The following is a 20,621-nucleotide window of genomic DNA, read 5'->3' as shown; positions in this document are numbered from 1 at the left end:
GGGGGGGGGGGGGGGGGGGGGGGGGGGGGGGGGGGGGGGGCGGCGGGGGGGGGGGCCGGGGGTCGGGGGGGGGGGGGGGCGGGCGCCCCCCCCCCCCCCCCCCCCTCCTCGGCTCACGCTGGAGCTGGTGTCACTCGCCCGCGGCGACGACGTTGACGACCTTGCGCCCGCGGCGGGTGCCGAACTCCACGGCACCGGGGACCAGGGCGAACAGGGTGTCGTCCCCGCCGCGGCCGACGCCGGCGCCGGGGTGGAAGTGGGTGCCGCGCTGGCGGACGAGGATCTCGCCCGCGTTGACGACCTGCCCGCCGAAGCGCTTCACGCCGAGGCGCTGCGCCGCGGAGTCACGACCGTTGCGCGAGGAGCTCGCGCCCTTCTTGTGTGCCATGAGGTGACGTCACTCCCCGATGCTGGTGATCTTGACGCGGGTCAGCTTCTGGCGGTGACCCTGGCGCTTGCGGTAACCCGTCTTGTTCTTGTACTTGAGGATGGTGATCTTGGGGCCCTTGGCCGCCTCCACCACCTCCGCCGTCACGCGGACACCGGCGAGCTTCCCGGCGTCGGAGGTGACGTCGGTGCCGTCGACGAGGAGCAGCGGCTGCAGCTGCAGCGTCTCACCGCTGCCCGCGGCGACGCGGTCGATGGTCAGCACGTCGCCGACCGAGACCTTCTCCTGCCGGCCGCCGGCGCGGACGATCGCGTAGACCACAACGAACCCGTTTCTCTCGTTCCGAACTGTCCAAGCGCCGCTGGACACCCGGGGCGTCCGCGGCACGCGCACGACGGCGCACCAAGGGTCAAGCGTACGGATCCGGGGAGACCGGGTCAAAACGACCCGGTCTCCCCGGCCGCGTCAGGCCTCCGGGACCGCCGGGGACTCCGGCCCACCGGGGGCCGTGGTCCGCGCCGCGGCGGCGACCGCGGCGATGGCCGCCATCACCGCGGCCTCCTTCGCGGGGTCCTTGGCCGGGGCGGGCGCCTGGTCGGCGTCACCCCCGCGCCCGGTCTGCTCGACCGCGCCGCCGGAGCCGCCGGAGCCGCCGTCGTCACCGCTCCCGGAGCCGGAGCCACCGCGACCGCGGCGGCGCTTGCCGCCGCCACCGCCGTTGCCACCGCCGTTGCCGCCGCCGTTGCCACCGCTGTCGCTGCGACCGCCGCCGCCGTGACCGCCGTTCGCGCTGTCCCCGCGGCCGCCGCCCTCGCCGCGACCGGACCGCTGCGGCTCCTCGGGCGCCTGCAGCTCCTCGAGGACGGCCGCCAAGCCCTGCCCGGTGCGCTTGCGGGTCATCTGCACCAGGCCCAGGGAGGTGACCTCCGCGACCTGGTGCTTGGTGCGGTCGCGGCCCAGGCACTCCACGAGCCGGCGCAGGACCAGGTCGCGGTTGGACTCCAGGACCATGTCGATGAAGTCGATGACGATGATCCCGCCGATGTCGCGCAGCCGCAGCTGCCGCACGATCTCCTCGGCCGCCTCGAGGTTGTTGCGGGTGACCGTCTCCTCGAGCGTGCCGCCGGACCCGGTGAACTTGCCGGTGTTGACGTCGATGACGTGCATGGCCTCGGTCGGGTCGATGACCAGCGAGCCGCCCGAGGGCAGCCACACCTTGCGGCCCAGCGCCTTCTGCAGCTGCTCGTCGACGCGGGTCTCGGCGAAGACGTCCGCCTCGGACTCCCAGCGCTCCAGGCGGTCCAGCAGGTCGGGCGCCACGTCGGAGACGTAGCCGTGCACCGTGCGCCACGCCTCCTCGCCGGAGACGACGAGCTGGGAGAAGTCCTCGTTGAAGACGTCGCGCACGACCCGGACGGTCAGGTCGGGCTCGCCGTGCAGCAGCAGCGGCGCGCCCTTGGAGCGGGCCTTCTCCTGCACCGCCTCCCACGTGGCCTGCAGCCGGCGCACGTCCGCGGCCAGCTCCTCCTCGGAGACACCCTCGGCGGCCGTGCGCACGATGACGCCGGCGCCCTCGGGCACCACCTGCTTGAGGACCTTCTTCAGGCGCGCGCGCTCGGTGTCGGGCAGCTTGCGGGAGATGCCGGTCATCGACCCGCGCGGCACGTACACGAGGTAGCGGCCGGGCAGCGAGACCTGGCTGGTCAGGCGGGCGCCCTTGTGCCCGACGGGGTCCTTGGTCACCTGGACGAGGACGCTGTCGCCGGACTTCAGGGCCGCCTCGATGCGCCGCGGCTGGCCCTCCAGGCCCGCGGCGTCCCAGTTGACCTCGCCCGCGTACAGGACGGCGTTGCGGCCCCGGCCGAGGTCGACGAAGGCCGCCTCCATGCCCGGCAGGACGTTCTGCACCCGGCCGAGGTAGACGTTGCCGACCATGGTCGTCTGCGCCTTCCGGGCGCCGTAGTGCTCGACGAGGATGCCGTCCTCGAGGACGCCGATCTGGGTGACGCCGTCCTTCTCGCGCACCACCATGACGCGCTCGACGCTCTCGCGGCGGGCCAGGAACTCCGCCTCGGTGAGGATCGCGCGCCGGCGGCCCTGCTCGCGCCCCTCGCGGCGGCGCTGCTTCTTGGCCTCCAGGCGGGTGGAGCCCTTCAGCGCGGTGATCTCGTCCTCCCCGGTGCCGCCGGCGCCGCCGGTGCCGCGGGAGCGGCGGGGCTCGCGCACCCGCACGACCGTGTTCGGCGGGTCGTCCGGCGACGGCTCGTCGCCGTCCGAGCCACCGCGGCGGCGACGGCGACGGCGGCGGCGCGAGGAGGACGACTCGCCGCCGGCGTCCTCGCGCTCGTCGCGGTCGCCCGCGCGCTCGGCGTCCTCGTCGGCGCCCTCGTCGTCGGCACCGGTGCCCGCACCGTCCGCGGGACGGGCATCGTCGGTCTCGTCGGTGTCGCCGCCGTCCTCGCCCTCGGCGCGCTCGTCACCGCGGGCGCGGCTGCGGCGGCCCCGGCCACCCCGGCGGCGGCGGCGGCGCGGGGCGCCCTCGTCGTCGCCCTCGTCCTCGCGGTCGTCGCGGTCGTCGCCGGCCGCGTCGGGACCGTCCTCGTCGTCCTCGCCGGCCGCGTCCTCGCGCGGACCGCGGGCCGCGGGGTCGCCGGCGGGGTCCTCGGTCGGGTCGTCGGCCAGGTCCTCGGCGAGGTCGTCGTCGGACCCGTCCGCGTCGTCCCAGCCGCGCGCCCGCTCGTCGTCGCGGTCGTCGCGGTGGCGCGGCGGGCCGGCGGGCGAGGAGGCCCGGCGGCGGCGCGGCTGCTCGACGTCGGGCGCCTGGAAGAAGACGGCCGTCGCGCGGGCCGCGGCCTCCGCGGCCCGGTCGGCGCCGCCCGTGCGCGCGAACCCGGCGGCGCGCAGCAGGACGGGGTCGTCCATGAGGTCGTCGACGGCGGCGCGACCGCGCTCGGCGCGGTCGTCGCGCTGCTGTGCCGGCTCACCGGCCGACCGCTGGGCGGCGGCCTCCTGCGCGGCGGGCCCCGGGACCGGCTCGGGCTCCGGGGGGGCCGGCGCCACGGCCGCGGCCGCAGCGGCAGCGGCCTCCTCGGCGGTGGCCTCCGCGGCGGGCTCCTGCGCGCTCCCGGGCGCCACCTCGGCGGGCTCGGCGGGCTCGGCGGGCTCGGCGGGCTCGGCGGCCACCTCCGCGGTGGGCTCGGGGGCGGCGGCGGCCCGCGTGGCGCGGCGGCGGCGCGGCCGCGCCGCTGCGACCGGCTCGGTCACGGGTTCAGCGGCCTGGTCGGCGACCGGGTCGGCGAGCTGGTCCGCGGTGGGCTCGGCGACCGGCTCGGCGACCGGCTCGGCGACCGGCTCGGCGACCGGCTCGGTGGCGGGTGCAGCCGCCGCGGTCTTGCGGGTGCGGCGGGTCCGGCGGGGCTTGATGGTCTCCGCGGGCACGTCACCCGGGTCCTGCGCGGCCGGCGACGGCGAGGCCGCGCGGGCCTCGGCGGGGACCTCCGCCGGGGTCTCAGCGGGGGTGTCAGCGGGGGTGTCAGCGGGGGTGTCAGCCCGCGGTGCGGGGGCGTCCGCGGGCGTCGGGTCCTCGGCGCGCACGGGCGGGCCGGCGGGCCGGCTGGCGGCGCGGCGCCGGCGCGCGGGTCGGGCCGGGGTCTGCTCGGGGCCGCCGGGCGCGGGGGCTGCGGCGGCGGCGCTCTCGCCCGCCGTCGTCGCAGCGCCGTCGGTGTTCTCGTCAGGGGTCGTCGTCACGGGTCTCCGTCGCCCGCGGCGGCCGCCACACCGGTGCCCCGCGACCGCCCGGGCGTCTCGTCGGGCTCGTCGGGCGGGATCGGTCCCGACCGACGGAAGTCCAGTCGTCCACCCCGGCGGTTCGCGGTCGGTCCGCGGCGGCCGCCGGTGCGTCGCCGGCGCTCGCCGCCCGTCCCGCGGGCCCGGGGCGCCGGCCGGGCCCTGGGGCCCCGGCGCGGCCCGGACTCCCCGGTGGGGCGTCGGTCACGTCGGCGGGCCGGGCGCCCGGTGTGAGGGGACGCACGACCACGTGCAGTGTCTCACAGCGCCCGCGAGGCGGTCCGGAGCTCGCGCCGCGCGCCCCGGCGCGCCGGGCGGGCCGGGGCGCGCGCCGGTCCAGGGGTCGCCGCGCGGACCGGGGACGACCGGTGGAACGGTCCAGCGCAGGTGCTCCCCGGGGACCCGCACGTCCGCTACGCTCCCCCGCACACCCATCCAGAGTGGCCGAGAGACCTGGCTCGACGACGCCACAGCAACCACCGCGGGCTCCCCGCGGCAGGTGCTCCCGCCAGGGACGATGGAGGCAGCAGTGCGCCCTGGAGCCCCGTCCGCCCGCACCGGCCTGGTGCGGCGGCTGCACGTCGACCTCGCCCGCACGAGCTCGGCGACCTGTCGGCCGCCGGCGGCCTGACCCCCGGCCGCACCGGCCACCTCCCGGGCCCTCCCGCGCCCGATCCCCACCTCCCGCACGGACGCACGCGTCCGCGACCCCCCGGAGACCACGCATGCCCTCGCCCGCGTCCCAGCAGCCCCACCCGTCTCACGCGTCCCCCCTGTCCCACCGCGCGCGGTCCCTCGACGCCCTCCTGCGCGCCCGCACCTCCCGCCGCCGCCTGCTCGGCGGCGCCCTCGGCCTCGGCGGCCTGGCCGCGACCGGCTCCCTGAGCGCCTGCGGCGGCGCCTCGAGCAGCAGCGCCCTGGCCGCCGAGCCCGCTGCCGACCTGCGCGGTGCGACGATCAAGCTGATGGTCAACCAGCCGCACCGGCTGGCCTTCACCGAACTGCTCGGCCCGGCCTTCGCCGAGGAGTTCGGCGGCACGCTGGACGTGACGGCGGTCCCCTACGACCAGCTGACGAGCCAGCAGGTCCTCGACGTGCAGGGCGGCGCCGGCGAGTTCGACGTCTTCGACTACTTCTACTTCGGCCTGGGCGACCTCGTGGAGGCCGAGGCGCTGGTCGACCTGACGGACTGGATCGGCGCCAACGACGACATCGCCGCCGACGACTTCCTGCCGGCGGTCCACGACCCGTACACGCTGCTCGACGGGCGCCGGTACGGCCTGCCGTTCGACGGCGACACGCACGTCCTCTACTACAACGCCGAGGTGTTCGAGCGGTACGGCGTCGCGCCGCCGGCCACGTGGGACGAGTACGACGAGGCCGCCGCGAAGATCACCCGCGACTCCGGCGGCAGCGTCCACGGCGCCGTCGTGCAGGCGCAGCAGGTGCCGATGATCCTCGGCTGCTCCTTCGTCAACCGCCTGGCCGGCTACGGCGGCACGCTCGTGGACGACTCCGGCCGCCCGACCCTGACGAGCGAGGCGGCGGTGGCCGCGCTGCAGCACCTCGTGGACGTGCAGCCGCACGCGCTGCCCACCCCGCTGCAGACGGGCTTCGACCAGGCCAACTCCGCCTTCCTGGCCGGGCAGGGCGCCATGATCGACACCTGGACCGACCTGGGCCTGAAGGCGCAGGACCCGGAGAGCTCGCAGGTGGTCGACAAGTGGGGGGTCGTCACCCTGCCGGTGGGCGGGTCGAACACGACGCCCCGCACCGCGCTGGAGGCCGGCTTCGGCCTCGGGGTGTCGACGGGGTCGGGGCAGCCGGAGGTCGCCGCGGCGTTCGTGAAGTGGGCGACGGACCGCGAGCGCAACTTCCTGCTGGCCTCCACCGCCGGGTCGGGCATCGACCCGGCCCGCACGAGCGTGCTGGAGTCGCCGGAGTACGCCGCGGCGGCCGGCGCCGCGACCGACGTCATCCGCGAGGGCCTGACCAGCGACGCGCTGGCCTGGCCGCGGCGGGCGGGGGCGCCGAAGCTGCTGCAGGACCTCGTCGACCAGCTCGCGCTGGCGATGCAGGGCAGCCAGGACGTCGAGACGGCGCTGGGCACCGCGCAGGACACCTGGGAGCGCGAGCTCGGATGAGCAGCGGCCTCGACGTCCGCCGCGTCCCGCGCCAGGGGCGCCGCGCGGTCACCGGTGGCGGCGCCCCGCCGCGCGCGGTGCCGGGGCGGCACCGTCCCGGCCACGTGCCGGGCTGGCTGGCCGCGCCCAGCCTGCTGGGACTGCTCGTCATGCTCGCCTACCCGACGGTGTTCGTGGTCCTGCTGGCGTTCTCCGACTCCTCGCTGGCGCGTCCGCTGCGCGGCTCCACCGGCGTCGCCAACTTCGTGGAGGCGTGGCAGTCGGTCGCGTTCGCCGGGTCGCTGGTGCGCTCGGTCGTGTTCGCGGTGGCGGCGTCGCTGGGGACCACCGCGCTGGGCACCGCGCTGGCGCTGCTGCTGCACGCGCGCGGCACGCGGTTCGGGGTCGTGGGCACGGTGCTGCTGCTGCCCCTGGTGACCCCGCCGGTGATGGTGGGCGTGGCGTGGAAGCTCATGCTCGCCCCCGTCGGCGGCGCGTTCGGCGGGGTGTTCAGCGCCCTCGGGTTCCCGGGGGCGAACCCGCTGGGCGACAGCGTCGGGGCGTTCGCCGCGCTCGTCGTGATGCACGTGTGGCAGTGGACGCCGCTGGTGACGCTGCTGGTGTTCGCGGCGCTGCTGGGGGTGGACGAGGAGCTGCGGGAGGCCGCGGCCCTGGACGGCGCGGGCCGGGTGCGCACGTTCACGCACGTCGTGTGGCCGGTGGTCCTGCCCAGCGTGCTCGGCGTGCTGCTGGTCGAGCTCGTCGTCGGGCTGAAGGTGTTCGACCTCGTCGCGGTGGTCACCCAGGGCGGGCCCGGCCTGTCGACCGTGGTGACGAGCTTCGAGATCTACCGCACCGGCATGCGCGGCAGCTACGAGATCGGGGTGGCCGCCGCGCAGACCCTCGTCTTCGCCCTGCTCGTCGGCCTGCTGACGACCGCGGTGACGCTGCTGCGCGCCCGCGCCGTGCGGGCGGACCGGTGAGCGCCGCGGTGCTGCGCCGCAGCGGCCTGCGGCTCGTGCTGGCGCTGGTGGCGTTCGTGGCGCTGGTGCCGGTGCTGTTCCTCGTCTCGCTGTCGCTGCGCAGCGTCGACGACGTCGCCAACGGCGGCTGGCTGCCCACGCGGCTGGTGTGGGACAACTACCCGGCCGCGTTCGCGACGGTGGACCTGTCCTCGATGCTCGCGAACTCCTGGGTCGTCGCGGTCGGCGCCACGCTCGTCACGTCCCTCATCGCGGTGCCCGCGGCGTACGTCACCGCCCGCGCGGGCGCGCGCGGGGAACGGCTGCAGACGCTCCTGCTGGCCAGCTACTGCGCACCGCCGATCGTGGCGGTCCTGCCGCTGTACTACCTGCTGAAGTCCGGCGGGCTGACCAGCAACGTGCTCGGCCTGGTCCTCGTCAACGGCCTGGCGAACGTCCCGGTGGCCGTCTGGCTGCTCGACGGGTTCGTGCGCCGCGTGCCGCTGGAGGTCGAGGAGGCCGGCTGGGTGGACGGGCTGGGCACCACGGGCGGACTCGTCCGCCTCGTGCTGCCGCTGCTGGCGCCCGGCCTGGTCGCGGCTCTGCTCATCTGCCTGTTCCTCAGCTACAACGAGTTCCTGTTCGCGGTGTCGTTCGCGAGCAGCAGCAGCAGCCAGACCCTGACGGTCGGCCTGTCGCTGTTCCAGGGCGACCGCACCGTGCAGTTCGGCCAGCAGGCCGCGGCCTCGCTGGTCGGCATCGTGCCGATGTACGTGCTGGCCGTCGTCGCGCAGCGCTGGCTCGTCGGCGGGCTGTCCGCCGGCGCCGTGAAGTGACCCCCACCGACCCCGCCACCCCTGGGAGGCCGACGTTGACCCGCCGCATCCACCTCAACGCCTTCGACATGACCTGCGTGGCCCACCAGTCGCCGGGCCTGTGGCGCCACCCGGACGACCAGTCGCACCGCTACGACGACCTGCGCTACTGGACCGACCTGGCGAAGCTGCTGGAGCGCGGGCGGTTCACGTCCCTGTTCGTGGCCGACGTGCTCGGGATCTACGACGTGTACCGCGACGGCCCGGAGACGGCGCTGCGCGAGGCGGCGCAGGTACCGGTGGGCGACCCGCTGATGGCGGTCTCCGCGATGGGCGCCGTCACCGAGCACCTCGGGTTCGGGCTCACGGTGTCGCTGACGTACGAGAAGCCGTACGCGTTCGCCCGCCGGATGGCGACGCTGGACCACTACACGAACGGCCGGGTCGGCTGGAACGTCGTCACCTCCTACCTGGAGAGCGCGGCGCGCAACCTCGGCCTGGACAGGCAGGTCCGCCACGACCAGCGCTACGAGCTGGGCGAGGAGTTCCTGGAGGTCTGCTACAAGCTGTGGGAGAGCTCCTGGGAGGACGACGCCGTCGTCCGCGACGCCGAGGCCGGGGTGTTCACCGATCCGGCGAAGGTGCACCCGGTCGAGCACCACGGGGAGTTCTTCGACGTGCCCGGCATCGGCCTGACCGCGCCGTCGCCGCAGCGGACCCCGGTCATCTTCCAGGCCGGCGCATCCCCGCGCGGCATCGCGTTCGCCGCCCGGCACGGCGAGGCGGTGTTCAACACCGCCACCCGCCCGGAGGTGATGCGCCCGTGGGTGGACCGGCTGCGGGCCGAGGTCGCCGCCGCCGGGCGCGACCCGCGCAGCGTCAAGGTGTTCACCCTCGTCACGATCATCACGGCCCCCACCGACGAGGAGGCGCGCGCCAAGCACGAGGAGTACCTGCGGTACGTCAGCTACGACGGCGCGCTGACCCTGTACGGCGGGTGGAGCGGGCTGGACCTGTCGACGTACCCGCCGGACGAGCCGCTGGAGTACGCCGAGACGGAGGCCGTGCGCAGCGCCGTCGAGGCGTTCTCCACGGCCGACCCGCACCGGAGGTGGACCCCGCGCGACATCGCGCACCACGTCGGCATCGGCGGGATGGGCGCGGTCGTCGTCGGCTCGCCGGCCACGGTGGCCGACGAGCTGGAGCGCTGGATGGACGTCGGCGACGTCGACGGCTTCAACTGCGCCTACGCCGTCACCCCCGGCACCTTCGAGGACCTCGTGGAGCTGCTGGTCCCGGAGCTGCAGCGCCGCGGGGTGTACCCGGAGGACTACGAGGGCGAGACCCTGCGCGAGTCGGTGTACGGCAAGGGGCAGGTGCACCTGCGCGACGACCACCCCGGCGCCCGGTACCGCGCCTCGCTCGTGCACGCCCGTCAGGAGGAGAACCGATGACCACCACGACCGAGCCCACGACCACCGCGGGCGCCACGGCGGCCGGTCCCGTGCCGGCGGACGCCGACGCCGCGCTGGCCGCCGCCCGGGGGGTGGCCGCCCGCCTGGCCGAGGACGCGCTGGAGCGCGACCGGGCCGGTGCCGAGCCGTTCACCGAGGCCGGCCTCCTGCGCGCCGCCGGCCTGCCCGCGCTGCTGCTGCCGCGCGAAGTGGGCGGCGGCGGGCACCCGTGGTCGCTCGCGCTGGAGGTGGTGCGCGAACTCGCCACCGCGGACGGCTCGATCGCCCAGCTGCTGGCGTACCACTACGTCAACGCCCACAACCTCGTGTGGGTGGCCGACGAGGCGGGCCGCGAGCGCTGGGGCGTGCCGTCGGCGCGCGCGCAGTGGCTGTGGGGCGACGCGGTCAACCCCGTCGACCCCGACCTGCAGCTCGTGCGCGACGGCGACGGCTACCTGCTGCGGGGCACCAAGAGCTTCGCCACGGGCGCCAGCACGGGCGACGTGACGGTCGTGGGCGGGGTCGCCGACGACACCGGCCGCGGCCTGCTGGTCGTCGTGCCGCGCGAGGCGCCGGGGTTCGTCAAGGGCGGCGACTGGGACAACCTGGGGCAGCGGCTGTCGGCCAGCGGCAGCGTCCACTTCGACGACGTGCGCATCGACCCCGACGCCGTGCTCGGCAGCCCCGAGGACGGCGGGCCCTTCGGCTCGCTGGTCACCCCGGCGATCCAGGCGGCGTTCGGGCACTTCTACCTGGGCGTCACGCGCGGGGCCCTGGAGACCGCCGCGGCGTACACGCGCACGACGTCGCGGCCGTGGCTGCTCTCGGACGTGCGGGAGGCCGCGCAGGACCCGTACGTGCTGGCCACCTACGGCCGCCTCGTCGCGCGGCTGCGGGCGGCGGAGGCGCTGGGCCGCAGCGTCGGCGCGGCCCTGGACGAGGCGCATGCGCGCGGCGCGGACCTGACGTGGCACGAGCGCGGGGAGGTGGCCGAGGAGATCGCCGCCCTGAAGGTCGTCAGCTCCGACCTGGCGGTGGAGGCCACCTCGGCGGTGTTCGAGGTGACGGGCGCGCGCGCCACCGGCAACCGGTACGGCTTCGACCGGTTCTGGCGCAACGTGCGCACGCACACGCTGCACGACCCGGTGCAGTACAAGGCCCGCGAGGTCGGCGACCACTTCCTCAACGGCACGCACCCGCCGTTCACGCTCTACACGTGAACCGCCCGCGCGGCCGGGCACGGGCCCGGCCGCGCGGTGGCGTCGTGGAGGACGCTCAGGGGGTGTGGCGCAGCAGGACGGCGCCGTGCGGTTCCAGGCGCACGGGGACGGCGGTGCTGCCCGGCGCGACCCCGCGGGTGACGTCCTCCTGGCGGGTCACCTCCACCGTCGGCACGACCTGCCCGCTCCACAGCTCCTGCACGGTGCCCAGCCGCGCGGGCAGGTCCACGTCCAGGCTGTCGAGGGCGACGTCGAGGGGCTCGTCGCCGAGGTTGAAGGCCGCGACGTAGCCCGTGTCCCCGTCGCGCGCCGTCCACAGCACGAGCGGGTCCTCGCGGAACACCTCCCGGTTGCCGCTGGCGCCCAGCACCGCCAGCACATCGTCGTTGGTCAGCAGCGCGATCGTGGCCGGGTCGGAGCCGGGCAGGTCACCGCCGACCATCAGCGGCGAGCGGGCCACGACCCACAGCGTCACGAGGGTCCGCCGCTCGGCGGGCGTCAGGCGGTCGTCGCGGGGCTCGCCGCGCTCGGCGCGGATCCCGATCCGGCCCAGCGGCAGCATGTCCCCGTCGGGCCAGCCGCCGGGGCCGGCGTGCGGGGCCCAGCGGGCGAAGCGCGCGAAGTTGGCCTCGACGTCCTCCCACCGGTCCCACAGGTCGTCGCAGATCCGCCACATCGTCGCGTGCTCGCGCAGGTGCTCCAGCCGCGCCAGCGACAGGTCGCGCCCCGGGGACAGGCTCACCGTCATGGGCCGCCCGCAGCCGGCGACCGCGCGGGAGAAGGCCTCGATCTCCGCCCGCTGGTACGGCCACAGCATGTCGTCGACCTTGAGGAAGTCCACGCCCCACCCGGCGTACAGCGCCAGCACGGAGTCGTCGTAGGCCTGCGCGCCCGGGTGGCGGTGGTCCAGGCCGAGCATGTGGGGGTTCCACTCGCACACGTTCGCCGGGTCGGCGACGTCGGCGGCGCTCGCGCCGGTGCCGAGGACGGGCGTGCCGCGCTCGACGGCCAGCCGCGGGACGCCGCGCATCACGTGGATCCCGAAGCGCAGCCCGAGGTCGTGCACCTGCCGGGCCAGCGGGCCGAAACCCGCTCCTGCGGCCGCGCTGGGGAACCGCACCGGGTCGGGCAGCAGCCGGCCGTGCTCGTCCAGGTGCAGCGGCGCGCCGGTGTTGTAGCCGTGCGCCCTGGCGGTGGGGTCGGACCAGTCGATGTCGACGACGACGGTGTCGAAGCCGTGCGGCAGCAGGTGCTCGGCCATGAACCGGGCGTTGGCGAGGACCTCGGCCTCGGTGACGGTGGTGCCGTAGCAGTCCCAGCTGTTCCACCCCATGGGCGGCCGGGCGCTCACGCGCGCAGCGCCGGCGGCAGCAGGTCGGCGTGGGCGGCGAACAGCTCCTCGGTCATGGCGCGCGCCTGCTCCAGCGTGCAGTGCACGGAGGTCAGCGGGTCGAGGGCGACGGCGTGGTGCACGTTCTCGCGGTCGCCGGTGAGCGCGGCCCGCACGGCGAGGGTCTGCACGCCGATGTTGGTGCGGTTCAGCGCGGCCAGCTGCAGCGGCAGGTCGCCCACGGCGGTGGGCTGGACGCCGTTGGCGTCGACGAGGCAGGGCACCTCCACGCACGCCTCCGGCGGCAGGTTGCCGATCGCGCCGGTCGCGTTGGGCACGTTGCCGTAGACGACGGCGGGCACGCCGGTGACGACGGCGTTGACGATGACGGCGCCGTACTCCACCGACGGCGCCAGCTCGGTCTTGAGCGCCTCCAGCTGGGTGTCGATGTCGCCCTGGTCGTCGTGGGCGGAGCAGATCTCGTAGTAGTCCCAGCGCTCGGGGACGTAGCGCAGGACCGTCTCGGGGTCCTTGCGGAACCAGGGCACGTACTCCGAGGCGTGGTGGCTGGACTCGGTCTCGAAGTAGCCGAAGGCGTTCATGAGGGTCGTGCGGACCTGCTCGTTGCCGCCCTCGTAGGTGCTGGCGCCGGCGGCCTCGCCGCTGTGGTCGCCGTCGTCGCCGAGCAGGTCGCCAGCGGCGCGCCCGACGACGTGGCGCTCGTTCATCACCTCGCGCAGGCGCGGGTAGAGGTCCTCGCCGCGGTGGCGGAAGCTGAGGATCCACGCCTGGTGGTTGATGCCGGCCGACAGGTAGCTGACCTCCTCGTAGGGGACGCCGAGGGTGCGGGCGAGCATGCGGGTGGTGCCCTGCACGCTGTGGCACAGACCGACCGTCCGCAGCCCCTTGGCGTTGAGGAAGGCCGTCGCCATGGCCATCGGGTTGGCGTAGTTGATGAACACCGCGTCGGGGCAGACCTCGAGGGCGTCGGCGGCGATGGCCTCGTAGGCGGGCACGGAGCGCAGGAAGCGGAACACCCCGCCGGGCCCGACGGTGTCGCCGACGGGCTGGTCGACGCCGTAGCGCCGGGGGATCTCCACGTCGTGCCGGTAGGAGGCCACCCCGCCGACCTGGAAGGTGATGATGACGAAGTCGGCCCCGTCCAGGGCCGCCCGCCGGTCGAGGGTCTCCACCACGTCGGTGCCGAAGCCGTGGTGGGCGACGAGCTTGCGGGCCGCGTCCGCGACGGGCCCGAGCTTGCCGGCGTCGACGTCCATGAGGCACAGCTGCGCCTCGCGCAGCGCGGGGAAGCTGAGCAGGTCGCCGATGAGCCGGAACGGGAAGACGAAACCACCGGCACCGATGATGGTGATCTTGGGAGAGCGCGTCGTCGCCATGCGGGCGACGCTAGGCGGGCACCGGCGTCGGGGGCTTCTCGCGGGCGGGTGCGGGCTTGCAGGATCCTCAGGTCCGGAGGAGTTCCCGGCGAGTCCCGCGAGCGCCGCTCACGCCCCCCGCAGCGCCACGACCGGCTCGACGCGGGAGGCCCGCCGCGCGGGGAACCACCCGGCCAGCAGGCCGACGAGCCCGCCGAGCGCCACCGCGCCGACGGCGACCAGCGGGTCGACCACCGGTGTCCACCCCCGCGCGAACGAGACCGCGAGCAGGGCCAGCACGCCCGTGGCCGACCCCAGCAGGCCGCCGACGGTCCCGACGATCACGGACTCGGTGACGAACTGCGCGGCGATCTGGCGCGGGGTGGCTCCCAGCGCGCGGCGCAGCCCGATCTCGCCGGTGCGCTCGACGACCGACAGGGTGGTGATCCCGGCGATGCCGACGGCACCGGCCACCAGCACGACGCCCGACAGGACGAGCAGCACGACGTTCACGTCGGCCTGCACGTCCCGGGCCAGCGCGGAGCGCCCGGCGGGGGCGCGCACCTCGACGCTGGCCGGCTCGTCCGGCGCCAGGGCGGTGGCGGCCTGGGCCCCCACCTGCGCGCCGGAGTCGACGAGCACCCGGGCCTGCACCTCCCCGGGCACGGGCAGCTGGAAGTCGCGGCGCGCGGCGCCCGTGGGGACCACGACCGCGTCGAGCAGCTCCCCGCGGGCCGCGACCCCGTCGAAGATCCCGACGACCGCGTAGGCCAGGCCGTCGACGAACACCGACGGCTGGGTGTCCACCCGGCTCACGCCCAGCCGCTCGGCGGCCCGGGCGCCCAGCAGCGCCACGCGGTCCCCGCGCCGGTCGTGCCCGGCGTCGAAGGCGCGCCCCGTCGTCACCGTGCCCTCCAGGGTCTCCAGCAGGCGCGCGGAGGCGGCGAACAGCCGCGGCGGGGCGACGGGCGCCTGGGAGGGGTCGTTGACGGGGACGGCGGTGATGGTCGCGCCCTCGGCCAGCGGCACCTCGGCGACCACGGCCGCGGCCTGCACGCCCACCAGCCGCTCCACGCGCTCCACGGCGTCCCACGGCAGCCGGCCGGCGGCGACGCTGCGCCCGGCGCCGACCTGCGCCTGCGCCGGGACGGCGACGAGCTGGGTCGCGGCGAACCGGTCGAACTGCCGCGACAGCTGCAGCGCGGTGGTCTGCGCGAACCCCAGCGTCAGCACGAGGGCGGCGATGCCGACGACGGTGCCCAGCAGCGTCGTCACCAGCCGGCCCGGCCGGCTGCTGAGGTCGGCGGTGGCCTCCACCAGCAGGTCGCCGGCGGAGAAGCGGTCGGCGCGCGGCACGGGGGGCGGGGCCGGCGACGTGGACGGGCGGGCGGCCGCGCGCCGGCGCGGGAGCCTCACCGCACCTCGCTCAGCCGGCCGCCGGCGATGCGCAGCGCGCGGTCGGCCCGGTCGGCGACGTCCGCGTCGTGGGTGATGACGACCACGGAGATGCCGTCGCCGTTGAGCTCCTCGAGCAGGCCCATGACGTCGGCGGTGGTGTCCTCGTCGAGGTTCCCCGTCGGCTCGTCGGCCAGCAGCAGGGCGGGGCGGGTGACCACGGCGCGGGCGACGGCCACGCGCTGGCGCTCGCCGCCGGACAGGGTGGCCGGGCTGGCGCCCAGCCGGTGCGACATGCCCACCCGCTCCAGCGCGGCCAGCGCCCGCTCCTCGCGCTGCGCGCGGGGGGTGCCGCTGTAGAGCATGGGCAGCAGGACGTTCTCCAGCACCGTGCGGCGCGGCAGCAGGTGGAAGGCCTGGAACACGAACCCGATCCGCGAGGCCCGCAGCGCGGAGCGGCCGGCCTCGTCCAGGTCGCCGGTCCGGACGCCGCCGAGGAGGTACTCGCCGACGCTGGGCCGGTCGACGAGGCCGAGGACGTTGAGCATCGTCGACTTGCCCGACCCGCTGGGGCCGACGACGGAGACGTAGTCACCGGCCCGCACGGTGAGGTTCACCGCCTTCAGCGCCTGCACCTCCGGCGGCCCGGGGAACGAGCGGGTGACGTCCCGCAGCTCGACGAGGGCACCGGCCACTCAGCGGCCCACCACGACGAGGTCGCCCTCGGCGAGCCCGCCCTGCGGGGCGCTGACCTCCACGGCCCCGTCGGCGGCCAGGCCGGTCTCCACGACGACCAGCCGCGTGCGGGCGTCGTCGCCGGCGCGGGGGTCGCCCTCGACGACCTCGACGCGGCTCTCGCCCCCGGCCCCGGCCGACAGCGCGGCGAGGGGGACGGACAGCACCGGGCCCTGCGTGGCGCCGACCGGCAGGGAGACCCGCACGTTGGCGCCCTGCAGCTCGCTGACCTGCTGCGGGGTGAAGGGGTCGGGGTCCAGGTCCACCCGCCAGCGCGAGGAGTCGTCCTCCCCCGGCGCCACGGCGGCCACGACGGCGCGGTGGGTGCTGCCGTCGGGCAGGTCGAGGAACGCCTCGGCGCCCACGGCGAGCAGGCGGGCGTCGGCCTCGGCCGCGGACCCGGACACGCGCAGGGCGGCCCCGGAGACCGTCATGGCCGGGCCCTCCAGGAGGCCGCCGCGGGTGGCGCTCGTGGCGTCCACGCGCCGGGGCAGCCCGGACAGGTACAGCACCTCGCCGGCGGGCAGGCTCGGCAGAGCCTGCTCCCGGGCCTCGGCGAGCGCGTCGCGCGCGTCGCGCAGCTGCTGCTCGGCCGCGGTCACCGCGGCGCGCTGGGCGCTGGTGTCGGCGGGCGCGTCCAGCTGGGCGCGGCGCAGCTGGGCCAGGCCGAGCGCGTCCTCCAGGTCGGCGACCAGGTCCGGCTCGGCCGGGTCCTGCGCGCGGGCGGAGTCCACGGCGCGGCGGGCGCTGGCCACCGCGTTGTCGGCTTCGCGCACCTCGACGGGGTCGGCGCCGGAGCGGGCCCGCTCCAGGTCCGCGCGCGCGGCGGCCAGCGCCTGCTCGGCGCCGCGGACGCCCTCCTGGGCGGCGCGCACGCCGTCGGCGGCCCCCTCGGCGCTCTCGGGAGCGGGGTAGCCGGCCTGCTCGTACAGCCGGGTGACGGCGGCGGCCGCGCGGGCGTCGAAGACGTCGCCGGAGGGGTCGCCGCCGTCGAGGCCGACGGCGCGCAGGGCCTGCTTGAACTGCACGACGTCCGGGCCGGAGACCCCGACCTGCAGCGTCCGGTAGGCGGGCAGCTCACCGGGCAGGACGATGACGGGGCGGCCGGCGACCTCCAGCGCGATCGACAGGGCCACGAGCTCGTCCCCGGGGGCCGGCACCCTCCCGGTGACGACGGGCGGGCCGGGCACCGACGAGGTGTCCACGCGCACCTCGACCGCGTCGGAGTAGGCGACCTCGCCCCGGATGACGACGTCGTTGCTCAGCTCGCCGTAGGCCACGGGGGCCGTGATGAGCCCCGGTTCCGGAACGCCCTGCGCCTGCGCGGGGCCCAGGGCGGAACGGCCCAGCAGCAGCCCGACGACCAGGCTCACGGCGGCGGCGGCCGCGACGGCCAGCAGGGTGCGGTTGCGGCGCAGCACGGCGGCCGCCCGCCCCGTCCGCGGGCCCCGCTGCTCCCGACGCGCCCGCGCCCGCGCCGGCGCGGCGTCGTCCGGACCGGTGCCGGTGTCGGTGTCGGCGGGGTCCTCCGCCAGTTCCCGGAGCAGCTCGTCGTCGCCGGGCGCGCTCGCGGCCCGTCCGCGGTGCAGCGCCACGCCTCAGCGACCCTGCTCGGCCGCGGCCCGGGCGGCGTCCAGCTCGGCGCGGTGGTCGTCGACGAACCGCTGCTCCTGCTCGAACGTGACCTCCTCGACCCGGTCGCGGTAGTCGGTCTCCTCCCGGCAGTCGAGGTCGGCCAGCGCCACCTCGACCTCCCGCTCGCCGAGGGCGTCGAGGGCGGCCTGGTCGACCTCCCCCTCGGGGCCGGGCGACTCGTACAACCGGTTCAGCTCCTCGCTGACGGAGTTCACCGCGTCGCCCTGCGCGGCGAGGCCGGGGTGACCGGCGGCGGACATGCAGTCCGACCACGCGGCCTCCACCTCGGCCATGCCCGGCCAGGAGGTCATCCCCTCGTAGAAGGTGCCGATCTCGTCCATGAGCCCGCGGAACTCCTCGCCCTGGAGCGGGTCGTCGCCGACCACCTCGTGCTGCGCCGCGCCGTAGCAGCCGTTCTTCGTCCAGTCCCACTCGTAGGAGCCGTCCTCCATGGCGGCCATGTCGTCCTCGGAGGGCGCGGGCCCGGACAGCGCCTCGTAGTAGGCGGCCTGCTCGGACTCGCTCAGGCTGGCGACGTAGTCGCCGTTGGGGTCGGTCCACTCCTCGGGGGGCGCTTCCTCGGCCTGCTCGGAGGACGGTGACGTCACCATGCCGTAGCCGTACTGGGCGACCCACTCGCGGGACTCGGGGTCCCACTCGTCGTCGCTGCTGTAGGTGACCGACGAGCTGGCCGTGTTGGGCTGGTACTCGAAACCCTGCTCGCTCATGCACGCGGCGACCAGTTCCTCGGTGCGCCGGTTCTGCTCCTCGTACTCCGCCTGCTGCGCGGCCTCGTCGAGCTCGCCGCCGTAGAAGGACTCGAAGTAGGCGCCGAGCGGCGAGGTGCGCTCCTCCGCGCGGCCCTCCGCCGGGGAGGAGGAGCAGGCGGCCAGCAGGCACGCCGCGACGAGCGGGACGGTGATCGTGGTGCGGCGCTTCGCGGGCATGGTTCTCTCCTCGGGGTGCTGCTGCGACCGTAGCCGGGCGGACGTCCCGCGCGGGCGCGTACGCGCCATCCGGCGCGCCACGTCCGTCCACGGGCTGACCCGGTCCCACCGCGGGTCCACCCCGGGTCCACCCCGGGTCCACTCCGGATCCACCCCCGGTCCACCCCGGGTCGACCACGCCCCCCGGCCGGGGGGCGCGGCGTCGCGGCGGTCCGCGTTCGGGGCACGTCCTACGGTGTCCCCGTGGCGGACACCGAGGTCCTCGGGCCGGCGCTGTGGGTGCACCGCGGCGCCGCGCCGTCGATGCCGGCGTTCCACCGGCACGACGACCTGGAGGTGAACCTCGTCGTCCGCGGCCGGCTGGAGTACCTGTTCGCGGGTGCGCCGGTGGTGGTCCCCGAGGGGCACCTGGCGCTGTTCTGGGCGGCGTCCCCCCACCGCCTGCTCCCGGCGCCGGGCGCGGGCCCCAGCGACGTGTGCTGGGTGCACCTGCCGCTGGCGGAGGTCCTCACGTGGTCGCTGCCGCCCGGCGGGCTGGCCGACCTGCTGACCGACCGCGTCGCGGTGGTGCCGGCGACGGAGGTCGGCGCCCACGTGGAGGCGCTGTTCACCTCCTGGTGCCGCGACCTCGCCGGGGCGGGCGGGGACCCCGGGGACCCCGCGGCCGTGCTGCTGGAGGCCAACGCCCTGGTGCGCCGGGTGCTGCGCGCGGCGCGCGAGCACCCGCCCGCGGCGCCCGGGGGCGACGAGGCCGGGCACGTGGTGGCGATGGCCCGCTTCGCCGCCGACCGGTTCCGCGGGCCGGTCACGGTGGCGGACGTGGCGCGGGCGGCGAACCTGCACCCGCACTACGCCGCCGCCGTGTTCAAGCAGGCGCTGGGCACCACCATCGGCGAGCACCTGACGCGGCTGCGGGTGGCCGAGGCGCAGCGGCTGCTGCTGACGACGACCCTGACGACGGCGGCCGTCGCCCACGCGGCGGGGTTCGGCTCGCAGAGCAGCCTGTACGCCCACTTCGGGCGGGCGACGGGCCGCTCCCCCGCCGCCTACCGCGAGGGCGCGACCCGCGGCCTCGCCCGGACTCTCACTCGAACAGGGCGTTCAGCCGCTCGTTGACGGCCGTCAGCGACTCCGGCTCGGCGTTGAACGCCATGACGTTGTCCATCGCGGACTGCATGAGGCTGTTGATCTCCGAGGCGTTCAGGACGGCCGGGAACGGGAACGTCGTCCCCTGCTCGATCTGGTCGGTGTAGGCGCTGACGTCCAGGCCCGTCCGGCCGAGGGACTCCTTCGAGGCCTCCGTGGTCGACTCCAGCGCGGGCATGACCACGCCGGCGTCCGCGACGACGCTCTGGCACTCCTCCGAGGCCAGGTACTCGACCCACTCCCACGCCGCCCCCTTGACCTGCGAGGAGGTGAAGATCGAGTCGGCCAGGGAGTTCTGCATGGCCGAGCGCTCCCCGCTCGGCCCGATCGGCGTGGGGGCCAGCGCGAGGTCGATGCCCTGCAGGTTGCCGTAGGTGCCGACCGTCCAGGAGCCCTCGGTCGCCATCGCGTAGCGGCCGGCCTGCATCTGCTGGTCCATCGAGCCGCCCTCGGTGAAGGCCAGCGGCGGCATGTAGCCCTTCTCGATGAGCCCGCGCCACCAGGCGATGGTCTCCTGGAACCGAGGGTCGTCGTAGTTGAACTCCGTGCCCCACGCGGGGGCGTCCATGTACCACCAGCCGGTGGTCATGACGAGGTAGGACCACTCCGTCTGCCCGTAGAAGGCGCCCGAGCTGTTCAGCCCCAGCCCGTAGACGGCGATCCGCTCCGGGTCGAAGCCGGGCTCGTCGCCGCGGACGCCGTTCTGGTCGACCGTCAGGCGGGCGATGACGTCCTCGTAGGTGCCGCCGTCCTGCGGGTTCCAGGTGAGGTTCTCCATCTCCTCCTCGGTGATGCCCGCCTCCTCGGTCATCTCCCGGTTGTAGTAGAGGCCGATGGTGTCGAAGTCCTTGGGCAGGCCGTAGCGCTTCCCGTCGGCGCCGACCCACAGGTCGGTGCTGCCCTCGACGTAGGCGTCGAGGTCGATGCCGGCCTCCTCGACCTGCTCGTCGATGGGCACGAGCAGCCCGCGCTCGGCGAACTCGCCGTAGCGGGAGGTGTGGTTGACGAAGACGTCGGGCGCGGAGTTGGCGACGAACCCGGTGAACAGCTTGTTCCAGTAGTCGTCCCAGCCGAACTGCTCGATGAGGATGTCGATGTCCGGGTTGAGCGCTTCGAAGTCGGTGGCGCACTGCTGGTAGGCGGGCAGCTGCGCCGCCTCCCACATCCAGTACGTCACGGTCCCGCTGTCCCCGTCGGCCCCGGGGTCGACGCCGTAGGAGGCGCAGCCGGACAGCAGCAGGGCGGCGGTGGCGGCGGCGGCCGTGACGGCCGTGGACCGGCGGCGGGTGCGTGCGCGTGCCATGGGGGA

General features: G+C 75.9%; 16 protein-coding genes and 1 riboswitch. Of the genes, 6 read left to right on the top strand and 10 right to left on the bottom strand.

Annotated elements, in window-relative coordinates:
- Positions 1-130: 130 nt before the first annotated feature.
- The 3 genes from rpmA to ACRYMY_RS10270 form a co-directional block, all read right to left on the bottom strand.
- On the bottom strand, positions 131-388 hold the full coding sequence (gene rpmA, locus ACRYMY_RS10280; RefSeq protein WP_432547162.1) for a 50S ribosomal protein L27: 258 nt from the start codon (positions 386-388) through the stop codon (positions 131-133).
- A 9-nt stretch (positions 389-397) separates the two neighbouring features.
- Positions 398-709: a 50S ribosomal protein L21 gene (gene rplU, locus ACRYMY_RS10275; RefSeq protein ID WP_432547161.1), complete on the bottom strand. Its 312-nt coding sequence runs from the start codon at positions 707-709 to the stop codon at positions 398-400.
- A gap of 144 nt (positions 710-853) precedes the next feature.
- The gene (locus ACRYMY_RS10270; RefSeq protein ID WP_432547160.1) at positions 854-4,135 is read right to left on the bottom strand and encodes an Rne/Rng family ribonuclease; all 3,282 of its coding nucleotides are present in this window, start codon (positions 4,133-4,135) and stop codon (positions 854-856) included.
- 467 nt (positions 4,136-4,602) lie between these two features.
- Positions 4,603-4,698: riboswitch (SAM riboswitch) on the top strand.
- 201 nt (positions 4,699-4,899) lie between these two features.
- Between ACRYMY_RS10270 and ACRYMY_RS10265 the strand changes: the two genes are divergently transcribed.
- The 5 genes from ACRYMY_RS10265 to ACRYMY_RS10245 all read left to right on the top strand — a co-directional run bounded on the left by ACRYMY_RS10265 (position 4,900) and on the right by ACRYMY_RS10245 (position 10,748).
- Positions 4,900-6,318 (top strand): ABC transporter substrate-binding protein, encoded by a 1,419-nt coding sequence (locus tag ACRYMY_RS10265; protein WP_432547159.1) that lies wholly within the window; start codon positions 4,900-4,902, stop codon positions 6,316-6,318.
- Positions 6,315-7,280 carry a carbohydrate ABC transporter permease gene (locus ACRYMY_RS10260; protein ID WP_432547158.1) on the top strand — a complete coding sequence of 322 codons (966 nt, stop codon included), beginning with the start codon at positions 6,315-6,317 and terminating at the stop codon, positions 7,278-7,280. Before ACRYMY_RS10265 ends, ACRYMY_RS10260 begins: the two co-directional genes overlap by 4 nt.
- Positions 7,277-8,095 (top strand): carbohydrate ABC transporter permease, encoded by an 819-nt coding sequence (locus tag ACRYMY_RS10255; RefSeq protein WP_432547157.1) that lies wholly within the window; start codon positions 7,277-7,279, stop codon positions 8,093-8,095. Before ACRYMY_RS10260 ends, ACRYMY_RS10255 begins: the two co-directional genes overlap by 4 nt.
- Before the next feature lie 68 nt (positions 8,096-8,163).
- Entirely contained in the window at positions 8,164-9,528 is a 1,365-nt protein-coding gene (locus tag ACRYMY_RS10250) for an LLM class flavin-dependent oxidoreductase (protein ID WP_432547165.1), read from the top strand.
- A complete protein-coding gene (locus ACRYMY_RS10245; protein WP_432547156.1) occupies positions 9,525-10,748 on the top strand; it encodes an acyl-CoA dehydrogenase family protein in 1,224 nt (407 codons plus the stop codon). The genes ACRYMY_RS10250 and ACRYMY_RS10245 overlap by 4 nt, the downstream gene beginning before the upstream one ends.
- 55 nt (positions 10,749-10,803) lie before the next feature.
- Here ACRYMY_RS10245 and ACRYMY_RS10240 read toward each other — a convergent pair whose 3' ends face one another.
- The 6 genes from ACRYMY_RS10240 to ACRYMY_RS10215 all read right to left on the bottom strand — a co-directional run bounded on the left by ACRYMY_RS10240 (position 10,804) and on the right by ACRYMY_RS10215 (position 18,166).
- The gene (locus ACRYMY_RS10240; RefSeq protein WP_432547164.1) at positions 10,804-12,081 is read right to left on the bottom strand and encodes a glycoside hydrolase family 27 protein; all 1,278 of its coding nucleotides are present in this window, start codon (positions 12,079-12,081) and stop codon (positions 10,804-10,806) included.
- A 14-nt stretch (positions 12,082-12,095) separates the two neighbouring features.
- Complete coding sequence (melA, locus tag ACRYMY_RS10235; protein ID WP_432547155.1) at positions 12,096-13,475, bottom strand: alpha-galactosidase; 1,380 nt, start codon at positions 13,473-13,475, stop codon at positions 12,096-12,098.
- Between the two features lie 108 nt (positions 13,476-13,583).
- Positions 13,584-14,870 (bottom strand): ABC transporter permease, encoded by a 1,287-nt coding sequence (locus tag ACRYMY_RS10230; protein WP_432547154.1) that lies wholly within the window; start codon positions 14,868-14,870, stop codon positions 13,584-13,586.
- Positions 14,867-15,544: an ABC transporter ATP-binding protein gene (locus tag ACRYMY_RS10225; protein WP_432547153.1), complete on the bottom strand. Its 678-nt coding sequence runs from the start codon at positions 15,542-15,544 to the stop codon at positions 14,867-14,869. The genes ACRYMY_RS10230 and ACRYMY_RS10225 overlap by 4 nt, the downstream gene beginning before the upstream one ends.
- Positions 15,545-17,179, bottom strand: a complete 1,635-nt coding sequence (locus ACRYMY_RS10220; protein WP_432547152.1) for an efflux RND transporter periplasmic adaptor subunit — start codon at positions 17,177-17,179, stop codon at positions 15,545-15,547.
- Between the two features lie 3 nt (positions 17,180-17,182).
- Positions 17,183-18,166 carry a hypothetical protein gene (locus ACRYMY_RS10215; protein WP_432547151.1) on the bottom strand — a complete coding sequence of 328 codons (984 nt, stop codon included), beginning with the start codon at positions 18,164-18,166 and terminating at the stop codon, positions 17,183-17,185.
- Positions 18,167-18,409: 243 nt separating this feature from the next.
- Between ACRYMY_RS10215 and ACRYMY_RS10210 the strand changes: the two genes are divergently transcribed.
- A complete protein-coding gene (locus tag ACRYMY_RS10210; RefSeq protein WP_432547150.1) occupies positions 18,410-19,282 on the top strand; it encodes a helix-turn-helix domain-containing protein in 873 nt (290 codons plus the stop codon).
- Here the strand turns inward: ACRYMY_RS10210 and ACRYMY_RS10205 are convergent.
- Entirely contained in the window at positions 19,251-20,615 is a 1,365-nt protein-coding gene (locus tag ACRYMY_RS10205; protein WP_432547149.1) for an ABC transporter substrate-binding protein, read from the bottom strand. The genes ACRYMY_RS10210 and ACRYMY_RS10205 overlap by 32 nt on opposite strands.
- Positions 20,616-20,621: the final 6 nt, after the last annotated feature.

This window comes from Kineococcus haloalkalitolerans, assembly GCF_050871905.1.
Taxonomy (GTDB): Bacteria; Actinomycetota; Actinomycetes; order Actinomycetales; family Kineococcaceae; genus Kineococcus.
The sequence above is the reverse complement of the archived record's forward strand: the minus strand, read 5'-3'. Positions and strand labels throughout refer to the sequence as shown.